A 17,617-nucleotide genomic window follows, 5' to 3' on the forward strand; every position below is an offset into this window, starting at 1 on the left:
GTACCAGTACCGCCTGCCGGCGACCGGGCGACCCACGGAGCCCATCACCCACAGCACCGCCCCGATGACCAGGAGGACGATTCCGATCTTCAACAAAATAGCCAGTGTCGGGAAGATAAGCCCGAGAATAATCAGGACGACACCTAGCGCGATCATGACAGCTTCCTTTGTTAGAGAGTTGCAGAGTTCAACTACTGCTTGGGTTGCGGAACGTTCACCGGCGGCACATTCACATTGCAATTGACGGCTGGGTTGATCTTGTAATTCAAGGGACCAGCAATCACTGTCGTTGCGATGGAAGCCGCTGAAGCGCAGTTAGTCGGGCTGCTTTCGAAGTAGTGCCGCTGCCACGCGGCGAATACCCCGATGAGTAGCCATACCACCACAATGACGCCGAGAATTCCACGACCACGCATCGTGACCTCCGTTGTGTCCGAGAAAGATTCCCGTGCACCAAGCGATACCCGTTGGACCCGTGTCTAAACATTCTTGTCGGCGCCGAATTCGGCAAGCCAGGCCGTCGCCCGCCGCTTCGACGCCCGCGACAGCCACGCGTCCTGAATCAGCTCGGTCAATTCCGCGGTTCCGATTTCGCGCAGCCGGCAGGCCCGCACCAGGACCGACGGATGCCCGTCGAAATGGCCGGTGCTGAAGAACGGCGAATCCGCATCCTGGACCAGCGCCAGCTTGTCACTCTCCGACTCGACCCAGAGCATGATCACGTCGGGGTAGCGTTCGCCGCTCACCGGATCCGCCGCGTCGGGTTGCGGAGTACGGAAGAACACGAACGACTTTCCGCCGACCTGGTAGATCGCGTTGCCCTTGGGACCCTCCAGGCGCGTGACGTGAGGCATCGACGCGGCGATCCGGTGCACGTCGTCCACGCGCGCGGGTCGGTCAGCCATGGCCGCGACGATACCGGGGTGGCGCGCAACCGTATTCGGTCCCGGCGGTGACGTCATGCGGTATGGTCCGCATCTGAGCCATGGTTGACGACCACTAGGGGTAAGAGAGCTCCCTTGACCGACACATTGTTCGCTGACGTCTCCGAATTCCAAGTACCGGTGAATGACTCGTATCCGTACCGGGTGCTTTCGATTCGCGTCAGCGACGGAACGTACCGGGATCACAACTTCGCGCGAAACTACGCATGGATGCGCCAGAAGCTGGACAGCGGGCGACTGGCGTTCGGGATCGTCTACACCTACGTGCGCCCGAACTGGGCGGCCAACGCCAGCACCGTGCGCTCCATGATCGACGCCGAAGGCGGCCTGCACCCGCGCGTCTCCCTGATGCTCGACGTCGAATCGGGCGGCAACCCGCCGGGCGACGGGTCCAGCTGGATCAACCCGCTGTACTGGAACCTTGCCGACTATGCGGGCTCGCCGGCGCGAATCATCGGTTACGCCAATGCGTTTGACTTCTACAACATGTGGCGTGTGCGCCCGGCGGGCCTGCGGGTGATCGCGGCGGGCTACGGTTCCAATCCGAACCTGCCCGGCCAGGTGGCACACCAATACACCGACGGCTCCGGTTTCAGCCCCAACCTGCCGCAGGGCGCTCCGCCGTTCGGCAACTGCGACATGAACTCCGCGGACGGGCTGACGCCGGAACAGTTTGCGGCCGCATGCGGCATCACTACGAACGGAGGATGGCTGATGGCGCTCACCGACCAGGAGCAAACCGAATTGCTGACCAAGGTCCGCGAGATCTGGGACCAGCTCCGCGGTCCCAACGGTGCCGGCTGGCCGCAGCTCGGTCAGAACAGCGAGGGTCAGAACCTGACGCCCGTCGATGCGATCGGCGCGATCAAGAAAGACGTCGAGAGCAAGTCGTCGTAGGTGCGCAGCGGCGTCAGCTCAAGCCGGCCAAGCCCCGGCAGTACTGCTTGGGGTCGACGTCGTCGTCGCTGAACGCCGACTGCACGATGTAGCCGATCACCGCGCCGCCGATGGCCACCGCCATCGCGGGCGCCTGGGTCCGAGTGGTCCACCGGGCGACGGCCTTGGTGAATGCTTCGCGCTGCAGCGCGAATCCCGCGACCACCATCGCCTTGGTCCTGGGCTGCGTCTGGGCATGCGCCCAACCCTGAACGGCCAGGCGAAACAGGTCCACCCCGTCGGTGTGATGGCGGAACTGCCGCAGGATCTCGAGTAGCCCCAGCAGGTAGGCGTTGGGGGATGTGATGTCGTCGCGCTGCTCAACCTGCGCCAGCAGCCCCGCGAGTTCGGTCATCGAGGTCTCGATCGCCGCATGCACGAGGTCGTCCTTGGCGGGGAAGTAGCGGTACATGGCCCCGGCCGATACGCCGGCCTCCGTGCGGATCTCCTCCATCGAGGCGGGGGCCACCCCGAGCCGGCTGAAGCAGCGTCGCGCCGCGTCCAGGTAGCGCTGCTCCTGGGCCTTCCACTGCTCCTCGCTCACCTTCGGCATGCCGACATCATACGTGAAGGAACATTCACTATTGACAGGCCGCGTGGAGTGGCTGTAAAAATGAATTATCATTCACGGAAAGGTCGCCCGCTATGCCGGTCACCCGCGTACACCACCTCAATTGCGCTTCCATCCAAGGTATTTCGGTGCTCAGGCAGCACCTGGTCTGTCATGTGCTGCTGCTGGAGACATCCGATGCCGGTCTGGTGCTCGTCGACACCGGCCTGGGCAGCGCCGACTACGCCGACATCACGTCGCGGCTCGGCTGGGAGTTCGCCCGGGGCTACGCGCGGCCCGGGATCGACCCGTCGCTGGCCGCCGTTGAGCAGGTCCGCGAGCTCGGCTTCTCGGTGAGCGACGTGCGGCACATCGTGCAGACCCACCTCGACCTCGATCACGTCGGCGGCCTCAGCGACTTCCCGGAGGCCTTGGTGCACGTGCATGCCACCGAGTTGGACGCCGCGCGCCGCCGCCACGGTTTTCGGGGGAAGCGGCGCTACCGCCCCAAGATGTGGGCCCACGACCCGAAGTGGCGCAGCTATACCCACGGCGGCGAAGGATGGCTGGGATTCGACGCCGTGCGCGGGCTGGAAGGGCTCGGCGACGACATCCTGATGGTCCCGCTGTTCGGGCACACTCACGGGCACTGCGGGATCGCGGTCGACACCGGCAACGGCTGGATGCTGCACGCCGGTGACGCCTACTTCGACGCCCGCGAAGTCAAACTGCCGCAACGGCGTTGCGCGCCGGGCGTGGCGCTGTTTCAGATGATGGTGACCACCGAGCAGGCCGGACGCCGGTACAACCAGGACCGGTTGCGCAGCCTGCACGCCGACCATCCCGAGGTCGATATCTTCTGCGCGCACAACCCGTTTGAGTATCTGCGCATGGCCGAACGCAGCGGCGACGCGCCGAAGGGGCTCGCCGCCGTCCGCACCGCGCTGTCGTCGGCAGGTGTGAAATGACCGCCCTCGACCACACCGGCACCACCGCCGTGATCACCGGCGCCAGCTCGGGTTTGGGCGCCGCTTTCGCCCAGCAGTTGGCCGAGCGGGGAGCCAACCCGGTACTGGTGGCGCGCCGGCGGGAGAAGCTGGACGAGATCGCCGAGGACCTGCGGGCGCGGCACTCCGTCGACGTCGCGGTGTACGCCAGCGATCTGGCACAACCCGGCGCGGGGATCGCCCTGGCACAGCGGCTCGCCAAGGACGGCGTGCGAGTCGACACCCTGATCAACAACGCCGGCGTGGGTACCCACGGGGATTTCGTGGCGCAGGACGCCGACGCGATCGCCGCGCAGGTGCAGCTGAATGTCGCTGCGGTGGTTGACCTTACCCGCGCGCTGCTGCCGCAGATGTTGAGCAGCGGGCGCGGTGCGCTGGTGAACGTCGCGAGCACCAGCGCCTACCAGCCCACGCCGTCGATGGCTGTTTACGGCGCCAGCAAGGCGTTCGTGCTCAGCTTCACCGAGGCGCTGGCCTATGAACACCGGCACAGCAGCCTGCGCATCCTGGTGGTGTCTCCCGGGCCGATGCGCACGCCGTTCTTCGACGTGCTGGGCACCACCCGCCCCGGAGTCGGCCGCTGGCAGACACCCGAAGCCGTTGCGGCGCAGACGTTACGCACCCTGGACCGGCGTGCGGCGCCGCCCAGCATCATCTCCGGGACGCTCAACGCGGTACCCGTGCTCGCGAATCGATTCGCCCCGCGCCGCGTCGTCCTGGCCGTCACCGGCAAGGCGATCGGCGCCTGAAGGCGCCTGAACTCCATCCCCAAACCCGAAAGGATTCGAACATGACGACCGCACCGCCCCGTCGCAACCGTGCTCCCAAGCCGCAACCCCGCGTTCAGCTACCCAAAGGCAACTGGCAGGGCGAGCTGTATCCGCGCCGGATACCGCCGCTGCCGCGCAGCGAGCAGCGCCTGTTGCACCGCTTCTTCCTGCGCGTCATCCGCCACAGCACGGGCGAAAATTACGATTACAACTGCTTTTTGGTGCTGGCGCGGCTCGGCAAGGCTTTCCCCATCCACGCGATGCTGGTCGGGCAGCTGCTGCGCGGCGGCGCCATCTCCGGCCCGGACACCGAACGGATCGTCATCCGCATCGCGTGGCGGATGGGCTGCCAGTACGAGTACGCCCACCACACCCGGATGGCACTCGAACACGGCATTTCGCTCCGCGAGATCGAGTCACTGACCAACGAAGACGACCCCGAATGGTCGCCCCGTACCCGCACGCTGCTGACGGCCGCCGACGAGCTCTTCGCCGACAAGAACCTCTCCACGGCCACGCATCAACGGCTGCAGCGCGAACTCGACGACAACCAGATGCTCGAATTCAGCATGCTCGTCGGGCATTACGTGATGGCCGCGATGATGCTCGACGTCGCCGGCTGCGAGGTCGAGCCCGCGTTCGCCCTCGACGGGTAGGTCAGCAGGCCTCGGGTCAGCCGTCGCCGTAGATCGATCCGCCGTTGCCGCCGAAGCCAACAACTCCGGAGCCGCCGTCACAAAGGACATCGTTGTCCCCCGCTCAGCGATCGATGAACCGTCGGTGGGTCACAGACTATCGCCGCCAAGCGCGCTGTTCGGGCGCTTTTCGGCCTTCTCAGGCCATGCGCTGCGCGGAGACGAACCGCGTCGGCGGCATCGAGTCCTCGGCGCCCTGCGGAATGGTCCGGCCGTAGCGGGCCATCAGCTCGGGGAAGGTCGCCGACGCCGCGTCCCAGCCGTGCTCGCGCAGCCAGTCCGCGAGCTGCGTGCGTTCCTCGGCATACCAGAGCTCGTCGAAATCCGCGACCTCGGCGTCGACCAGCTTGGCGGCCGCGACCCGCATGCGCCGCATCTCGTCGCGCTGGCGGGCGACGCGTTCGGGGTCCGTGAAGCCCTCGTCGGGGACGTTGGACGCCAGCCAACTGCCGGGCGCGCTGAGCGCATGCGCGCGTTCGAACAACAGGTCCTGCGCCTGCGCCGGCAGGTACCGCACCAGGCCCTCGGCCGACCAGGCCGACGGCTTCGACGGATCAAAACCGGCGTCCTGCAGAGCCTTTGGCCAATCCTGCCGCAGGTCTATCGGCACGTTCACCAGCTGTGCCGTCGGTTCGGCACCGTGATTGCGCAGCGTGGCGGACTTGAATTCCAGCACCTTGGGCTGGTCGAGTTCGAAGACCACCGTGCCGTCGGGCCACGGTAGCCGCCAGGCCCGCGCGTCCAGCCCGGACGCCAGGATCACCACCTGGCGCACGCCGGTGTCGGCGGCGTGCAGGAAGAACTCGTCGAAAAACGCTGTCCGCGTCGCCATGAAGTCGATCATCAGCCGCAGGCGTGCCCGCACGTCGGGTTCGACCTCGGGTGCATCCGCCAGCAGGGCGGGGTCGGCGTACAGGCTCCACACCCCCTGGCCGACCGCGTCGACGAACACCCGCGCGAAGGGGTCTCGGATCAGCGGGTCGGCGCTCTCGGTCTCCGCGGCGCGCGCGGCGGCGACGCCCAGCGCCGTGGCGCCCACGCTGTGGGTGATGTCCCAGGAATCGTTGTCGGTTCGCGGCATTGAACCATTCTTCCAGCCGTTACGGCCCGCAGTGCCCCGACGGCGGTGACCTACGCTTTTTCCCAGACGATCGACAGGTTGCAAAGGAGCGCCATGACTCGTACGCCGCAGGAAGTGTTCGCCCACCACGGTCGGGCGCTCGCCACGGGCGACCTCGACGGGATCGTCGAGGACTACGCCGACGACTCCGTGGTGATCACGTCGGCGGGCGTGGCGCGGGGCAAGGACGAGATCCGCGGGGTGTTCGTCAGGCTGCTCGACGACCTGCCCGACGCGGCCTGGGACCTGAAGAACCTGGTCTTCGAGGGCGACCTGCTCTTCCTCGAGTGGACGGCCGATTCGGTGCCTAACCGGGTGGACGACGGCGTCGACACCTTCGTGTTCCGCGACGGCATGATCCGGGCGCAGACGGTCCACTACACCCCGCAGGCCAAAGGATGATGCCCATGGATGCCGTCGACCTGGATGCCGTCGCGGACTGGATGTCGGAGCAGGGCTTGGGCGACGGCCCGCTGAACGACGTCTCCCCGGTCACCGGCGGAACCCAGAACGTCATGCTGCGCTTCACCCGGTCCGGCCGGCCCTATGTGCTGCGCCGCGGACCACGCCATCTGCGCAGCCGCAGCAATAGTGTGATCCTGCGGGAGACCAAGGTGCTCGCCGCACTGGCCGGCTCCGACGTACCCCACCCGCACCTGATCGCGGCCTGCGACGACGTCAGAGTCCTGGGCGACGCCGTCTTCTACCTGATGGAGCCGATCGACGGATTCAACGCCGGCGAAGGCCTGCCGCCGCTGCATGCCGGCGATCCCGAGGTGCAGCACGGCATGGGGCTGTCGATGGCCGACGCCCTGGCCAAGCTGGGCGCCGTCGACCATGTCGCCGTCGGTCTGGCCGATTTCGGCAAGCCGGAGGGCTTCCTGGAACGCCAGGTGCCGCGCTGGCTTTCGGAGCTGGAGTCCTACCAGGAGTACGACGGCTACCCCGGGCCGGACATCCCCGGCGTCGAGCAGGTGGCCGGCTGGCTGGAGAGCCACCGCCCGACATCGTGGAAACCGGGCATCCTGCACGGCGACTACCACGCCGCCAACGTGATGTTCTCTCGCACCGGGCCCGAGGTGGTCGCCATCTGCGACTGGGAGATGTCCACAATCGGCGATCCGCTGCTGGATCTGGGTTGGCTGTTGGCGACGTGGCGCCAGGACGACGGGTCGGCCGTGTTCAGCCACGCCCTCGGCGCGCAGAAGGGGCTGGCCGGCACCGACGAGCTGCTGGAGCGCTATGCCGCCAACACCACGCGTGACCTGTCACAGATGACCTGGTACACCGTGCTGGCCTGCTTCAAGCTGGGCATTGTGATCGAGGGCACGCTGGCGCGTGCGTGCGCCGGCAAGGCCGAGAAGGAGGTCGGCGATCAGCTGCACGCCGCCACTGTGCACCTGTTCGAGCGGGCGCTGGGGCTGATCGAGACGCGGTAGGCGGCACGCTCGACGGGCCCGGTCACCAGAGCCACTCCCGGGGCGGTGCGTCGTGCAGGCCCGCGGCGTTGGCGTCCTCGGCGTCGCAGTACGCCCGGCCCGCCGCTCTCATCTGGCGCACGAACCGGTCGTGAAACGCCGCCGCCCGGGCGCCGATCTCCTGATAGACCTGCGCGTGAGAGCCGAAGATCTGGGCGACGAGCGCCGAAACCGCGTCGGCGCCGGGTGGGAGCACACCCGTCGTGGGGATGGCCGCCGCCGCATTCGCCTCGCCGATGGTCGACCCGATGCCCGCCAGGTCCGCGGCCGCCGCGGCCAGCTTTTCGGCGTCTGTAAACAAAAATGACATGGTCAAACCCCGGCTCTTTTAGGCATTTTGGATGTGCGGATCATAATGACAAAACGCTGCCTGATCGGCAGTCGTTATATAAACGTTATATGCTGCACGGCCGGCGTCTAATTTGTGGACAAATGGCTGTCCAGCCTTTTGACAAAGCGTGGCTACGACGACACCTTGCGGCTCAGTCGCCGAACTCCCCGCGGCGCTGGCTGCTCAACCGTTAGCCTCACACCTGTGATTGTGGCGGATTCGGTCAGGCGCTCACTGGACAACTGGGCGGCCAAGCAATGGGAGGCGGCCCTGCAGCACGCCTGCAACGCGGTCGATGGAACCGGGAACAAACGGTATCCGCAGCTGGGGGTGGCGGGCCGGTTCAAGCAAACCGTCCGCGACGGGCTCGACATGTTCCGGGTGATGACCCAGCCCGGCATCGACTTCGATCAGACCCGCTTCCCGGTCGCGGTGAAGTCTGACCTGGAAGACCAGCGCCCCGACATCGCCGACGTGCTGTACGCCATTCACCGCTGCAGCCGCGGCCACACCGACGAGCTGCCGCACGGCTTCGAGCTGACGCCGTCCGGGCCGCGTCCCGCCGGCGTGCACATCTGGCGCACCGGCAAGATCCAGCTGCCGGCGGCGGCGGTGATCGGCCTGTTGGCGATCGCCGTGTTCGCGCCGGAGAACAAGGGCCAGGACATTCCCGAGGGCTACACACTGAGCTGGAATGAGCACATTTTCCAGATCAACGGCTGGTGGGGCTGGCAGGACCACTTCCGCGAGATCATCAGCGTCTCCCAGTTCCCGCAGAACACCCTGGACTTCGGCGACAGCTGGGACAACTGGACCCCGGCCGCCCAGAAGGACGCGACCCCGGCGCCCGAGCCGTCGGCCTAGCGCTACAAGCCAGGGTTGTAACGCTGCAACGTCGCGACGGCTACTGCGAGGCCGTCGGTCGATGAACGATCAGTGGCATGAACACTGCATCGAACACCAGCCAGGTCTACGACACCGCGACGAGCACGCCCCGCGCCAGGGCTATCGCGTTCCTGCGCCGCAGCATGGCCGGCGTTCTGCTGGCCGCCGAGATCACCACCGCGCCCGTCGGCCGTCGCGGCGACTAGGCGCCGTTCGCCGCGAGTGTGGGGTTATGTAGGCCTGCGCGGTCGATTTCATGCGTAGCCCCCACAGTCGAGGGCCAACGTCGCCGCGCGCATTGAGCGCGCCCGAAGGGATTCGAACCCCTAACCTTCTGATCCGTAGTCAGATGCTCTATCCGTTGAGCTACGGGCGCCTGTGTTCAGTTGTGGTGTCCCCGAGAGGACTCCGGCGGAGGCGAGAGGATTTGAACCTCCGGTTCCCTTTGAGGGGAACAACTCATTAGCAGTGAGCCCCATTCGGCCGCTCTGGCACGCCTCCGTTTGGACTTCCTGAGGGTACCCGACGTCTGCTGGGCATCCCCGAACCGCCGGAGGCATAGCGTACACAGCGCCGACATATGCTGTCGAAGTGAGTGCCCGCCTGCGTCCCGTGCTCGCCGGGCTTCCCGTTTACGTACCAGGCAAGACGGTGCCGGGGGCCATCAAACTGGCCAGCAACGAGACGGTGTTCGGCCCGCTGCCCAGCGTGCGTGCGGCGATCGAGCGGGCCACCGACGTCATCAACCGCTACCCCGACAACGGCTGCGTGGAGCTGAAGGCCGCGCTGGCCAGGCACGTGGACTTCGCCCCCGAGAACGTCGCGGTCGGCTGCGGGTCGGTGAGCCTGTGCCAGCAGCTCGTGCAGATCACCGCCTCGGCCGGCGACGAGGTGGTATTCGGCTGGCGCAGCTTCGAGCTCTACCCGCCGCAGGTCCAGGTCGCCGGGGCGATTCCCGTCAAGGTGCCGTTGACCGACCACACCTTCGACCTCGACGCGATGCTGGCCGCGGTCACCGACCGCACCCGGCTGATCTTCGTCTGCAATCCGAACAACCCGACGTCGACCGTCGTCGACCCGGCGGCGCTGAGGCGGTTTGTCGAGGCGGTGCCGTCGCACGTCCTGATCGTGATCGACGAGGCCTACGTCGAGTACATCCGCGAGCCCATGCTGCCCGACAGCCTTGGGCTGGTCCGCGCCCACAGCAATGTGGTTGTGCTGCGCACGTTTTCCAAGGCCTACGGGCTGGCGGGCCTGCGCGTCGGCTACGCCGTGGCCCACGCCGACGTGATCACCGCGCTGGACAAGGTCTACGTGCCGTTCACCGCGACCAGCGTCTCGCAGGCCGCGGCCATCGCCTCGCTACAGGCCGCCGACGAGCTGCTGGCCCGCACCGACGCCGTTGTCGCCGAACGCGCCCGGGTCAGCGCCGCCCTACGCGAAGCCGGGTTCACCCTGCCGTCGTCGCAGGCGAACTTCGTCTGGCTGCCGTTGGGACCCCGAACCGGCGACTTCGTGGAGCGGGCGGCCGACGCGCGCATCGTCGTTCGCCCCTACGGCACGGACGGCGTCCGGGTCACCATCGGTGCGCCGCAGGAGAACGACGCTTTGCTCGAATTTGCCCGCAACTGGATGGAGTCACAATGAGCCTGGCCCGCGAGAAGTTCACCGAGTTCAAGGACCGCAGCGTCTCCGATGCGGAGTTGGACGAATACTGGGCGAGCCTCGAGCCCGCGACCCTCGACGGCATGATCGGCGAATGGAAGGGCGGCGAGTTCTCCACCGGCCACCGGATGAACGGCAAGCTGGCCAAGAACGGCTGGTTCGGCAAGACGTTCAACTCGGTGACCGACGTCAAGCCGCTGGTGTGCCTGGACGCCGATGGCAACAAGTTCTCCAACGTCGAGTGGGGCAAGGGCGAGGCCAGCCTGTGGTTGGAGGACTTCCGCGGCGAGGTCACCGCGACGATGGTCTACGACGGCCAGCCCGTGCACGACCATTTCAAGAAGGTCGACGACGACGCCGTGATGGGCATCATGAACGGCAAAGGCGTGCTCGACGACGGGCGGTACTACTACTTCTACCTGGAACGCGTCTAGCCGACGAGCGGGCGGCTGGGCGAGTAGTCGCGTGAGCGGCCGCAAATTGCAGGTTTGACCCGTGAGCGGCCGCAAATTGCAGGCAATCCAGGTGTTTTGCCGAGCTTTTGGGGCCGCTCGGCGCCCGGCGGGCCATTAGCCCGACGGTGGCAGTCGCAGCGTCCGGCTACGCCGCGCCTGCGGCTATACGCCCGACCAACCCGGGTCGCGGCCGGTGAAGGCGACCAACCGATGCAATGCGCCCGCCCCGGCCGGCACGTCGATGACGTCGGCGAACCCGGCGTGGACGCGCTGCTCGGGCTGGATCAGCCGCTGCGCCAACTCCATCACGTATTCGACCAGCGGATCCGGCGCGTGGACCTCACGTCCCAGCGCGGCGGCGTAATCCCAGGCGTGGACCAGGAACTCGATCGAGAGCACCGACGCGGCGACCTTGGCGGGCATCTCGTTGTCGTCGAACGCCACCATGCCGTCCAGGCCGCGGCGGTGCCACGCGTCCAGGGTCGGCCGCGCCGCGCTGATGACCTGGCTCTCCACGGCCTCGCTGTGCTCGCGCAGGGAGAAGTCCGCGTCCACCATGAGCCCGAGGGTCATGGTGGAGTTCAGCAGGTGGTAGGTCAGCTGCGTGATGTCGTACTCCGAGCACGGCGTCTGGCGCTCCATGTCGTCGGCGGCGACCGTGTGCAGCACTTCCCGCAGCACCGCGAGCGAGGCCTCGGCACTGTCCAGTTCGTCGGTCGGCGGTGAATCTGGTCCGGGTCGCAAATCGGAGGGCATGTCCGCCACGCTACGGTCTGGGAATGGGCGAAGCATACGAATCCGTCACAGTCGAAACCAAAGACCAGGTTGCACAGGTGACGTTGATCGGACCCGGCAAAGGTAATGCGATGGGGCCCGCGTTCTGGGCGGAGATGCCCCAGGTCTTCGCCGAGTTGGACGCGGACCGCGACGTGCGGGCCATCGTGATCGCCGGGTCGGGCAAGAACTTCAGCTACGGGCTGGACCTGCCCGCGATGGGTGGGACGTTCGCGCCGCTGATGGCCGACGGCGCGCTGGCCCGCCCCCGCCTCGACTTCCACGCCGAGCTGCGCCGCATGCAGGGCGCTATCACCGCCGTCGCCGACTGCCGCACTCCCACCATCGCCGCGGTGCAGGGCTGGTGCATCGGTGGCGGCGTGGACCTGATCTCCGCGGTCGACATTCGCTACGCCAGCGCCGACGCCAAGTTCTCCGTGCGTGAGGTGCGGCTGGCCATCGTCGCCGACGTCGGCAGCCTGGCCCGCCTGCCGTTGATCCTGGGCGACGGACATCTGCGCGAGCTCGCGCTGACCGGCAAGGACATCGACGCTGCCCGCGCCGAGAAGATCGGCCTGGTCAATGACGTGTACGACGACGCCGAAGCCGCGCTGGCCGCGGCCCACGCCACCGCCGCCGAGATCGCGGCGAACCCGCCGCTGGCCGTGCACGGCGTCAAGGACGTGCTCGACCAGCAGCGCATTGCGGCGGTGTCGGAGAGCCTGCGCTACGTGGCGGCCTGGAATTCGGCGTTCCTGCCGTCCAAGGACCTGAACGAAGGTATCCAGGCGACGTTCGCCAAGCGTCCGCCGCAGTTCACCGGCGAGTAGCGCTCAGCCACAGGGCGAGAGCCACCCAACCCGTGGAGATCGCCAGGCCGGCGAATTCAAGCCACCCCACCGCGGCGCCCGCGCGGTGATTGGTGTCGACGAGGTGGCTGATCGCGTGCAGGCCCCAGTGCGCCGTGGCGAACGCCAGCGCCGGCACCCGCCAGGACGGCCAGCGCAGGGCGGCCAGCAGCAGTAGGCCCAGCGGCAGCTCGAACGAGGCGTTGTCGAAGATGAAGTGGTTGTTGCGGATGCCGAACGCGCCGAGGGTGTCGAAGAACAGGCGCGGCGCCACGATCATGAACAACCCGAGGCCCACGGAGTAGAACCCGAATATCACCAGGATCACCTCGACGAAACGCGCGCGCGTGAGCATACGACCACGCTAAATGCATCGCTATGGCAAGGCACGTACCCTCTCGGGGGTGACGACACCAGACGGCAGGATCCGCGTCCCGGCCGACCTCGACGCGGTGACGGCGATCGGCGAAGAAGATCACTCCGAGGTCGGCGCCGCGGCCGTCGAACGCATCTGGCAGGCCGCGCGGCACTGGTATCGGGCCGGCATGCATCCCGCGATTCAGCTGTGCCTGCGCCGCAACGGCCGGGTGGTACTCAACCGTGCGATCGGCCACGGCTGGGGCAACGCGCCCACCGACGAGCCCGACGCCGAAAAGATCCCGGTCACGACCGACACGCCGTACTGCGTCTACTCGGCGGCCAAGGGCATCACCGCGACCGTCGTGCACATGCTGGTCGAGCAGGGGCACTTCGACCTCGACGATCGGGTCTGCGAATACATCCCCAGCTACACCAGCCACGGCAAGGACCGCACCACGATCCGGCACGTGCTGACCCATAGCGCGGGCGTGCCGTTCCCCACCGGGCCCAGGCCGGACCTCAAGCGCGCCGACGACCACGAGTACGCGCAGGAACAGCTGGGCAAGCTGCGGCCGCTGTACCGGCCGGGACTGGTGCACATCTATCACGCGCTGACCTGGGGCCCGCTGATGCGCGAGATCGTCTACGCCAGCACCGGCAAGGACATTCGCGACATCCTGGCCACCGAGATCCTCGATCCGCTGGGTTTCCGGTGGACCAACTTCGGCGTTGCCAAGCAGGACATCCCGCTCGTCGCGCCCAGCCACGCCACCGGGCGGCCGCTGCCGCCGGTGATCGCGGCGATCTTCCGCAAGGCGATCGGCGGAACCGTGCACGAGATCATCCCGTACTCGAACAGCCCGGCCTTCCTGTCGACCGTGGTCCCGTCGTCGAACACCGTGTCCACCGCCGACGAGCTGTCGCGCTTCGCCGAGATCTGGCGCCGCGGAGGCGAACTCGACGGCGTGCGCATCATCAGCCCGGAACGGATGTACGGCGCGGTGCAGGAGTGCCGCCGGCTGCGGCCCGACTTCGCCGTGGGTCTCATGCCGGCCCGCTGGGGCACCGGATACATGCTGGGCACGAAGCGATTCGGACCGTTCGGGCGCAACGCGCCGGCGGCGTTCGGAAACCTCGGCCTGGCCAACATCGCCATCTGGGCGGACCCGCAGCGCGGCCTGTCCGGCGGGGTGATCAGCAGCGGCAAGCCGGGCCGGGACCCGGAGGTCAAGCGCTATACCGCGCTGATGGACACCATCGCCGCGGAGATCCCGTCGGGTTAGCCGCATCCCCGTGGGGAACCCTGCCCCTATGGCTAACTACCGAGTACTCAACCCGCAGGGTGAGGTCGTCGCGACTAAGGACATCGCCAGCGCCGAAGACGCGCACGCATGGTTCGTCGACCAACAGGCCGACAACTCCGAACTTGGCTGGCGCATGGAAGTCAGCGACGACGACGGCGACTGGTCCTTTTTCGACGACACCGAGGGTGAACGGCGCTAACGGCCATGGAATCCGACCGCTTCCGACAGCTGCTGGACACGCCCGGGCCGTTCGCGTCGATCTACTTCGAGGACTCCCACGACACCCATGACGCCGGCACTCAGCTCGAGCTGAAGTGGCGTGCTCTGCGCGAACAACTCGAGGCGCAGGGCGCCGACGGGTCGGTCACCGATCAGATCGAGCATGCGGTGATGGACTTGCGCCCGCCGATCGGCCGCAGCGGGCGCGCGGTGGTCGCCGGCGCCACGGGCGTCATCCTCAACGAGCACCTGCTGCGGCCCACGGCCGACACGGTGGTCCGCGTCTCCGAACTGCCCTACATCGTCCCGATCCTCGAGCACGGCTTCGAGCAGCCCGACTACTTGCTGGCGGTCGCCGACCACACCGGCGCCGACCTGACGTCGCACCTCAGCGGCAGGCTGCGGTCCGAGACCGTCGACGGCGGCGGCCGCCCCGTGCACAGGGCGGCCAGCGCCGAGACCGCCGGGTACGGCGACCCGCAGCTGCGCACTGCGGAAGCGGCCCGCAAGAACGTGCGTGCCGTCGCCGACCGCATCAGCGAGCTGGTCGACGAGAACGCGTTCGCCGCGGTCTTCGTGGTCGGCGAGGTGCGGTCCCGCTCCGATCTACTCGCGGCGCTCCCCGAGCGCGTTGGCGCGCTCGCGGTGCCGCTGCAGGTCGGCGCCCGGCACAGCGGACACAACTTCGACGAGATTCAGCGGGCCATCGAGGCCTGGTTCCTGCGGCAGCGGCTCAGCGTGATGGACGCCGCCGCGGACCGCTTCACCGCCGAGATCGGACGGCGGTCCGGGCTGGCCGCCGAGGGGCTGGACGCCGTGTGCTCGGCTCTGCGGCAGGGCGCGGTCGACACGCTGATCATCGGCGAAATCGACGACGCCACCGTGGTCGCCGACGAGGAACTGACGACCGTCGCCCCAAACGCCAACGTGCTGTCCGAGCACGGCGCGGCGCCCGTCAAGACCCTGCGCGCCGACGAGGCGCTGCCGATCCTGGCGATTTCGGTGGGTGCGTCGATGGTGCGCACCGACGAGCGGATAGCTCCGGCCGACGGGATTGCCGCGGTCCTGCGCTACGCACCGACGTTGCACCCCAGCGACTGAAGCGCCGCATCACGCGTTCAGCAGCGCCCTGCCGTCCAGCGTGCGGATGGGCCACCCGATGCGCGCGAGCAGCGTCAGGGACTTGTGCACTCCGCCGTTGAGCCCGTCGCGATCGCCGGTGCACAGCGCCAAGGCGGCCTCGGCCATCGCTTCGACCGGCTCGAGGATGCCCTCGCCGGCAATGGTCTCCTCGGTGAGCGTCGCCTTGACGCCGTCGGTCAGCACGGCCTTGACCGGTGCCAGCGCGTTGGAGACGATGCCGTCGGCGTAGAACTCCGACGCCAAACCCTCCGACAGCCGGTTCAGGGCGGCTTTGGACGAGCCGTAAGCGGTTCCCTGTAGGTGGTAGATCGGGTCCGGCGGCGGTGTGGTGGGGATGTCGCCCGACAGCGAGGTGATGTTGAGAATCCAGCCGCGACCACGCTCCCGCATCGCGGGCACCACGCGCTGGCACAGATCGAAGGGGGCGAAGTAGTTGAGCGTGGTGATCAGCCGGAGGCGTTTCTCCGAGATGTCGGTGAAGGGCGCGAAGATCGACGTGGCCGCGTTGTTCACCAGGATGTCGATCGGTCCCAGATCGGCGACCACGCGATCGATCAGCTCCGCGCGCGACTCCGACGACGTCAGGTCGACCCGATAGGCAACGGCCCGCCCGCCGGCCGCCTCGATGTCGGCGACCGTGCCGCGCAGCGTGCCGGGAAGCGAACCCTGCGCGGCCGTCTCCAGGCTTCTGGCCGCCACCGCGACCACGGCGCCCTCACAGGCGAACCGCTTGGCGATCGCAGCGCCGATGCCGCGGCTGGCGCCGGTCACCAACGCCACGCGACCGTCGAGTGGGCGTGTCGCCGCGTTCTGCCGAGTTGTCATCGTTCTCCCTCGATGTGGCCGGTGATCCCGGCGGCGGTGAACACCGCCAGTTGTTCCACGAACTCCGGGTCCAGGCCGGACGGGCCGAGTGGTTGGCCGTACATCGGCTGGTCGATCTTGGTCATCGCCTCGAGCATCGCCAGCATGCCGATCGCAAGCCTGCGCCGGACACCGTCGTCCCATGCCGCTCCGAAGGCCTGCTCGGCGACGTCGAACAGGAGGCGCACGACCGCCGGATCGGTGCCCACGTCGGCGACCCGCGCGGGTTCGTCGATGGTGCTCAGCGTCGCGAAGATGCGCATCCAGTGCACACCACCGACCGGCTCCCGTTCGATGAGCTCGACCATCGGAAGCAGCACCGCGTCGACGATCTCGCGGGCCCTGATCCCACCGTCTCTGTCCCACAACACTTTCAGGCGCCGCTCGATCATTTCCGACACCACGCCCGAACGCCGCCGGACGACGGCTTGGAGCAATTGCCGCTTGGTCGCGAAGTGATAGGACAGGGCGCGCGGCGCGACATTCGCCTCGCGGGCGATGGCGCGCAACGAAACTGCGTCGGGGTTGGTGCGGCCGGCCATCGCCTCGGTGACGTCGAGGATGAGCTCGCGGACGTCGACGTCGTTGCGCGGGCCTCGGCGCCGGTCGGGCTCGTCGCTCATCAACATGTCGCTAAGTCGCCAGCGGTTGTTGACTGACGAAGCGCGCGTCCTCCACCGGCGGCGGCCAGAGCGACGACGGGAGATCGGCGTAGCGGTAGTGCCCCGGCATCTCCATGGTGGGAATCGCGATGCGCTCAAGGAAGGGTTTAGGGGCCTTTGGGGATCTGGCGATCTGGGCAAAGGTGTGGGCCGTCGAGCCGAGGTCGAACCAGTCTCGCTGCCAACCGAATCGGAGCCTGCCGTCGGTCTGGTCGCGGGCCACGCCGAACCAGCTGCCGCCGATGCCGAGGATTTCGTATTCCTTGCCGTCGCCGTCGAGCACACCGGAGCGCTGCTTCCAGAACCCGATGATCATGCCGTTCTCATCGTCGACGACAGTGGCCACGTAGTCGTAGTGCCAGCCCTCGAGTCCGGCCATCTCGGTGCCCAGCGCCCAATCGCGGATCTCGTCGCGGCCGATGGCCATGAAATGCTCGTCGGGGGTGAACATCCAGCCGTAGGCAGCGTCCCGAATATAGAACTGCACCAGCGGTTTCCAACCGCCCGAGCGCTCGGCCTCGCGGTTCGCCTCGAGCCAGTCCGCCCAGAATTTCTTGATTTCGGCGCGGTTGAAACCGTCGTCGCTCATGTCGTGCCTTTCGCGAAA

Annotated in this window: 25 protein-coding genes and 2 tRNA genes; 14 read left to right on the forward strand and 13 right to left on the reverse strand. The window is 67.6% G+C overall.

The features are described from left to right. From AC5Y5V_RS00005 to AC5Y5V_RS00015, 3 genes are all read right to left on the reverse strand, one after another. On the reverse strand, positions 1 to 156 hold a 156-nt coding region (locus AC5Y5V_RS00005), incomplete at its 3' end, for a DUF6131 family protein (RefSeq protein WP_499931076.1). Positions 157 to 191: 35 nt separating this feature from the next. Further along, a complete protein-coding gene (locus tag AC5Y5V_RS00010; protein WP_499930345.1) occupies positions 192 to 416 on the reverse strand; it encodes a hypothetical protein in 225 nt (74 codons plus the stop codon). Positions 417 to 479: 63 nt separating this feature from the next. Continuing rightward, on the reverse strand, positions 480 to 905 hold the full coding sequence (locus AC5Y5V_RS00015) for an MmcQ/YjbR family DNA-binding protein (RefSeq protein WP_499930347.1): 426 nt from the start codon (positions 903 to 905) through the stop codon (positions 480 to 482). 114 nt (positions 906 to 1,019) lie between these two features. On the opposite strand from AC5Y5V_RS00015, the gene AC5Y5V_RS00020 reads away from it, so the two are divergent. Next, positions 1,020 to 1,841, forward strand: a complete 822-nt coding sequence (locus tag AC5Y5V_RS00020; protein ID WP_499930349.1) for a hypothetical protein — start codon at positions 1,020 to 1,022, stop codon at positions 1,839 to 1,841. 13 nt (positions 1,842 to 1,854) lie between these two features. Here AC5Y5V_RS00020 and AC5Y5V_RS00025 read toward each other — a convergent pair whose 3' ends face one another. Further along, positions 1,855 to 2,433 carry a TetR/AcrR family transcriptional regulator gene (locus tag AC5Y5V_RS00025; RefSeq protein WP_499930351.1) on the reverse strand — a complete coding sequence of 193 codons (579 nt, stop codon included), beginning with the start codon at positions 2,431 to 2,433 and terminating at the stop codon, positions 1,855 to 1,857. 146 nt (positions 2,434 to 2,579) lie between these two features. Between AC5Y5V_RS00025 and AC5Y5V_RS00030 the strand changes: the two genes are divergently transcribed. Genes AC5Y5V_RS00030 through AC5Y5V_RS00040 form a run of 3 tightly spaced genes read left to right on the forward strand, consistent with a single transcriptional unit; the run spans position 2,580 to position 4,863 of the window. After that, entirely contained in the window at positions 2,580 to 3,398 is an 819-nt protein-coding gene (locus tag AC5Y5V_RS00030; RefSeq protein ID WP_499930353.1) for an MBL fold metallo-hydrolase, read from the forward strand. Continuing rightward, complete coding sequence (locus AC5Y5V_RS00035) at positions 3,395 to 4,186, forward strand: SDR family NAD(P)-dependent oxidoreductase (RefSeq protein WP_499930355.1); 792 nt, start codon at positions 3,395 to 3,397, stop codon at positions 4,184 to 4,186. The genes AC5Y5V_RS00030 and AC5Y5V_RS00035 overlap by 4 nt, the downstream gene beginning before the upstream one ends. Positions 4,187 to 4,227: 41 nt before the next feature. After that, positions 4,228 to 4,863 (forward strand): carboxymuconolactone decarboxylase family protein, encoded by a 636-nt coding sequence (locus tag AC5Y5V_RS00040; RefSeq protein ID WP_499930357.1) that lies wholly within the window; start codon positions 4,228 to 4,230, stop codon positions 4,861 to 4,863. Between the two features lie 178 nt (positions 4,864 to 5,041). On the opposite strand, the gene AC5Y5V_RS00045 is transcribed toward AC5Y5V_RS00040, so the two are convergent. Then, entirely contained in the window at positions 5,042 to 5,983 is a 942-nt protein-coding gene (locus AC5Y5V_RS00045; protein ID WP_499930359.1) for a class I SAM-dependent methyltransferase, read from the reverse strand. Positions 5,984 to 6,076: 93 nt separating this feature from the next. Between AC5Y5V_RS00045 and AC5Y5V_RS00050 the strand changes: the two genes are divergently transcribed. Next, entirely contained in the window at positions 6,077 to 6,424 is a 348-nt protein-coding gene (locus AC5Y5V_RS00050) for a nuclear transport factor 2 family protein (protein WP_499930361.1), read from the forward strand. Between the two features lie 5 nt (positions 6,425 to 6,429). Further along, positions 6,430 to 7,461: a phosphotransferase family protein gene (locus AC5Y5V_RS00055; RefSeq protein ID WP_499930363.1), complete on the forward strand. Its 1,032-nt coding sequence runs from the start codon at positions 6,430 to 6,432 to the stop codon at positions 7,459 to 7,461. A gap of 22 nt (positions 7,462 to 7,483) precedes the next feature. Here AC5Y5V_RS00055 and AC5Y5V_RS00060 read toward each other — a convergent pair whose 3' ends face one another. Beyond that, entirely contained in the window at positions 7,484 to 7,810 is a 327-nt protein-coding gene (locus AC5Y5V_RS00060) for a PE family protein (RefSeq protein ID WP_499930365.1), read from the reverse strand. A 225-nt stretch (positions 7,811 to 8,035) separates the two neighbouring features. Here AC5Y5V_RS00060 and AC5Y5V_RS00065 point away from each other — a divergent pair, with 225 nt between their 5' ends. Together AC5Y5V_RS00065 and AC5Y5V_RS00070 are read left to right on the forward strand one after the other, a co-directional pair. Further along, positions 8,036 to 8,695, forward strand: coding sequence for an Rv1289 family protein (locus AC5Y5V_RS00065; RefSeq protein ID WP_499930367.1), 660 nt, complete (start codon positions 8,036 to 8,038; stop codon positions 8,693 to 8,695). 77 nt (positions 8,696 to 8,772) lie between these two features. Further along, positions 8,773 to 8,922 carry a hypothetical protein gene (locus AC5Y5V_RS00070; protein ID WP_499930369.1) on the forward strand — a complete coding sequence of 50 codons (150 nt, stop codon included), beginning with the start codon at positions 8,773 to 8,775 and terminating at the stop codon, positions 8,920 to 8,922. 97 nt (positions 8,923 to 9,019) lie between these two features. Here the strand turns inward: AC5Y5V_RS00070 and AC5Y5V_RS00075 are convergent. Then, positions 9,020 to 9,092, reverse strand: a tRNA-Arg gene (locus AC5Y5V_RS00075). Positions 9,093 to 9,128: 36 nt separating this feature from the next. Then, positions 9,129 to 9,217: transfer RNA gene (locus tag AC5Y5V_RS00080), tRNA-Ser, on the reverse strand. A 90-nt stretch (positions 9,218 to 9,307) separates the two neighbouring features. On the opposite strand from AC5Y5V_RS00080, the gene AC5Y5V_RS00085 reads away from it, so the two are divergent. Both AC5Y5V_RS00085 and AC5Y5V_RS00090 read left to right on the forward strand, forming a co-directional pair. Next, a complete protein-coding gene (locus AC5Y5V_RS00085; RefSeq protein WP_499930371.1) occupies positions 9,308 to 10,363 on the forward strand; it encodes an aromatic amino acid aminotransferase in 1,056 nt (351 codons plus the stop codon). Further along, positions 10,360 to 10,815, forward strand: a complete 456-nt coding sequence (locus AC5Y5V_RS00090) for a DUF4334 domain-containing protein (protein WP_499930373.1) — start codon at positions 10,360 to 10,362, stop codon at positions 10,813 to 10,815. Before AC5Y5V_RS00085 ends, AC5Y5V_RS00090 begins: the two co-directional genes overlap by 4 nt. A gap of 183 nt (positions 10,816 to 10,998) precedes the next feature. Here the strand turns inward: AC5Y5V_RS00090 and AC5Y5V_RS00095 are convergent, their stop codons facing one another. After that, complete coding sequence (locus tag AC5Y5V_RS00095; RefSeq protein ID WP_499930375.1) at positions 10,999 to 11,592, reverse strand: TIGR03086 family metal-binding protein; 594 nt, start codon at positions 11,590 to 11,592, stop codon at positions 10,999 to 11,001. Positions 11,593 to 11,615: 23 nt separating this feature from the next. Between AC5Y5V_RS00095 and AC5Y5V_RS00100 the strand changes: the two genes are divergently transcribed. Then, the gene (locus tag AC5Y5V_RS00100; protein WP_499930377.1) at positions 11,616 to 12,440 is read left to right on the forward strand and encodes a crotonase/enoyl-CoA hydratase family protein; all 825 of its coding nucleotides are present in this window, start codon (positions 11,616 to 11,618) and stop codon (positions 12,438 to 12,440) included. Here AC5Y5V_RS00100 and AC5Y5V_RS00105 read toward each other — a convergent pair. Then, the gene (locus AC5Y5V_RS00105; protein WP_499930379.1) at positions 12,427 to 12,813 is read right to left on the reverse strand and encodes a hypothetical protein; all 387 of its coding nucleotides are present in this window, start codon (positions 12,811 to 12,813) and stop codon (positions 12,427 to 12,429) included. The two genes, AC5Y5V_RS00100 and AC5Y5V_RS00105, sit on opposite strands and share 14 nt — an antisense overlap. Positions 12,814 to 12,826: 13 nt before the next feature. Between AC5Y5V_RS00105 and lipE the strand changes: the two genes are divergently transcribed. From lipE to AC5Y5V_RS00120, 3 genes are read left to right on the forward strand one after another with little or no spacing between them, the layout of a single operon-like run. After that, positions 12,827 to 14,101: a lipase LipE gene (gene lipE / locus AC5Y5V_RS00110; protein WP_499930381.1), complete on the forward strand. Its 1,275-nt coding sequence runs from the start codon at positions 12,827 to 12,829 to the stop codon at positions 14,099 to 14,101. A gap of 28 nt (positions 14,102 to 14,129) precedes the next feature. Then, entirely contained in the window at positions 14,130 to 14,321 is a 192-nt protein-coding gene (locus AC5Y5V_RS00115) for a hypothetical protein (protein WP_499930383.1), read from the forward strand. A 5-nt stretch (positions 14,322 to 14,326) separates the two neighbouring features. Continuing rightward, entirely contained in the window at positions 14,327 to 15,442 is a 1,116-nt protein-coding gene (locus AC5Y5V_RS00120; protein ID WP_499930385.1) for an Rv2629 family ribosome hibernation factor, read from the forward strand. Positions 15,443 to 15,451: 9 nt separating this feature from the next. Here the strand turns inward: AC5Y5V_RS00120 and AC5Y5V_RS00125 are convergent, their stop codons facing one another. From AC5Y5V_RS00125 to AC5Y5V_RS00135, 3 genes are read right to left on the reverse strand one after another with little or no spacing between them, the layout of a single operon-like run. Continuing rightward, the gene (locus AC5Y5V_RS00125) at positions 15,452 to 16,309 is read right to left on the reverse strand and encodes an SDR family NAD(P)-dependent oxidoreductase (protein ID WP_499930387.1); all 858 of its coding nucleotides are present in this window, start codon (positions 16,307 to 16,309) and stop codon (positions 15,452 to 15,454) included. Continuing rightward, positions 16,306 to 16,971 (reverse strand): TetR/AcrR family transcriptional regulator, encoded by a 666-nt coding sequence (locus tag AC5Y5V_RS00130; protein WP_499930389.1) that lies wholly within the window; start codon positions 16,969 to 16,971, stop codon positions 16,306 to 16,308. Before AC5Y5V_RS00130 ends, AC5Y5V_RS00125 begins: the two co-directional genes overlap by 4 nt. A 10-nt stretch (positions 16,972 to 16,981) precedes the next feature. After that, positions 16,982 to 17,599 carry a nuclear transport factor 2 family protein gene (locus tag AC5Y5V_RS00135; RefSeq protein WP_499930391.1) on the reverse strand — a complete coding sequence of 206 codons (618 nt, stop codon included), beginning with the start codon at positions 17,597 to 17,599 and terminating at the stop codon, positions 16,982 to 16,984. Between the last annotated feature and the right edge of the window lie 18 nt (positions 17,600 to 17,617).

Source organism: Mycobacterium sp. NGS68, from assembly GCF_059812195.1.